We start from the raw sequence: 2,061 nt of genomic DNA, 5'->3' as shown, positions 1-2,061 counted from the left end.
TCCCGCCGCGATCTTCTCGAGCAGTTCGTCCCACGGACGCTCGGCCTCACGGAGGCGCAGTTCCTCCATCCGCGAGGCGAGCGCCGGCAGGACGATTCCCGCGGCGGCGTCGGGGCGTGCCTCCCGCACGACCAGGTGCGCCGCGAGATCCCGGGTCGTCCACCCGGCGCACAGCGTCGGTGCCTCCGGCCCGGCGGCGCGCATCGTCTCGACGAGAGCGCTGCGCTCCCGCTGCGCCAGTGTCCGCCGGTCGGGGTTCACCGGACTCAGTCCTGCGCTGCCACGGAGGTGATGACGGTGGGCACGATCATGGGCTTGCGACGCCACTTGTCGGAGACCCAGGTGCCCACGGTGCGGCGGACCGCCTGCGCGAGTCGGTAGGGGTCGGTCTCACCCTCCCCTGCCAGGTCCCACAGTGCGTTCTCGACCAGCTCGACGACCGGCGCCAACGCGCCCGGCTCGTCGGTGAATCCCTTGGCGATGATCTGGGGCTTGCTCACCGGTCGACCGGTGCGGGGGTCCACCACCACCGTGGCGACGATGAAGCCGTCCTCGGACAGCGCGGTGCGGTCCGCCAGCACGGTGTCGCCGACGTCGCCGGTGGACAGACCGTCCACGTACAGGTGGCCGACCGGGATCTGACCGACGGTGGTCGCCTTGCCGTCGACGAGGTCCACCACGACGCCGTTCTGTGCGAGCACCACGTTCTCCGCCGGCACGCCGGTCGCGACCGCCAGGGCCCGGTTGGCCCGCAGGTGCCGCCACTCTCCGTGGACGGGCATGGCGTTCTTCGGCCGAACGGCGTTGTAGACGAAGAGCAGCTCGCCCGCGTCCCCGTGTCCGGAGACGTGGATGTTGGCATCGCGGCTGGTCACCACGTTCACGCCCATCTGGGACAGACTGTTCTGCACGCTGAAGACCGGCTCCTCGTTGCCCGGGACGATCGACGAGGAGAACAGGACGGTGTCGCCCTCGGAGAGGTTGATCTGCCGGTGCTCGCGGCGGGCCATCCGGGACAACCCGGCCATCGACTCCCCCTGGGTCCCGGTGGTCATCACGAGGACCTTCTCGGAGGGGAGCTTCGCCGCGGCGTCCATGTCGATCAGAACGCCCTTCGGGTCCGTGAGCAGACCCAGTTCGAGCGCGATCTCCATGTTCCGGATCATGGACCGACCGGTGAGCGCGACCTTCCGGCCGCAGGCCTCGGCGGCCGCGATGACGGACTGCACGCGGTAGACGTTGGAGGCGAAGCAGGCCACCACGACGAGTCTGCGGGCGTCGCTGATGAGCCGCTGGAGAGCGGGGCCGACCTCGGACTCCGAGCGGCTGACTCCCGGGGTGGTGGCGTTGGTGGAGTCCAACAGCAGCAGGTCGATACCCTCGTCGCCGAACCGCGCCATCTTGGCCAGGTCGGTGGGCCGCTTGTCGGTGGGAAGCTGGTCGAGCTTGATGTCGCCCGACATCATCACGGAGTTGCCGCCCGCACGGACGACAACGCCCAGGCACTCGGGGATCGAGTGGTTGACGTCGAAGTAGCGGACCTCGAACGGGCCGAACGAACTCACGCTCGACTCGTCGACCTGCTGGAAGACCGGCTTGATCCGGTGCTCCCGGCACTTGGCCGCCACCAGGGCCAGGGTGAACCTGGATCCCACGACAGGGATGTTCGGGCGCAGTTTGAGAAGGAACGGGATCGCACCGATGTGGTCCTCGTGGGCGTGCGTGAGAACGAGCGCCTCGACCTGGTCGAGTCGGTCCTCGATGTGACCGAAGTCCGGGAGGATCAGGTCGACTCCGGGCTCCGTCGAACTCGGGAACAGGACACCGCAGTCCACGATCAGAAGCTTCGAGTCGTACTCGAAGGTCATCATGTTGCGGCCGATCTCCGTGATCCCGCCGAGCGCGACCAGGCGCATCGCACCCTTGCGCGGCTTGGGCGGGCTGGGCAGCCGGACCGTCATGTCCCCGCCCTGCATGGTCTTGACGCCCCCGAACTCGGCGGTGGAGGTGGTCCCGTTACCCCGACCGCGGCCCCGGCCACCACGGCCACGGCCGCCGCCG

Annotated in this window: 2 protein-coding genes; both read right to left on the bottom strand. The window is 69.2% G+C overall.

The features are described from left to right. Nucleotides 1–261: maleylpyruvate isomerase family mycothiol-dependent enzyme (locus G6018_RS11585; protein WP_182639665.1), on the bottom strand; the 261-nt coding region annotated here is incomplete at its 3' end. A gap of 5 nt (nt 262–266) precedes the next feature. Further along, the coding region (locus G6018_RS11580; protein ID WP_277817776.1) for a ribonuclease J at nt 267–2,061 on the bottom strand (1,795 nt) is incomplete at its 5' end.

It is taken from the genome of Dietzia sp. DQ11-44, assembly GCF_014145205.1.
Taxonomy (GTDB): domain Bacteria; phylum Actinomycetota; class Actinomycetes; order Mycobacteriales; family Mycobacteriaceae; genus Dietzia; species Dietzia natronolimnaea.
Note: the sequence above shows the minus strand (reverse complement) of the source record. Positions and strands in the feature narration are given on the sequence as shown.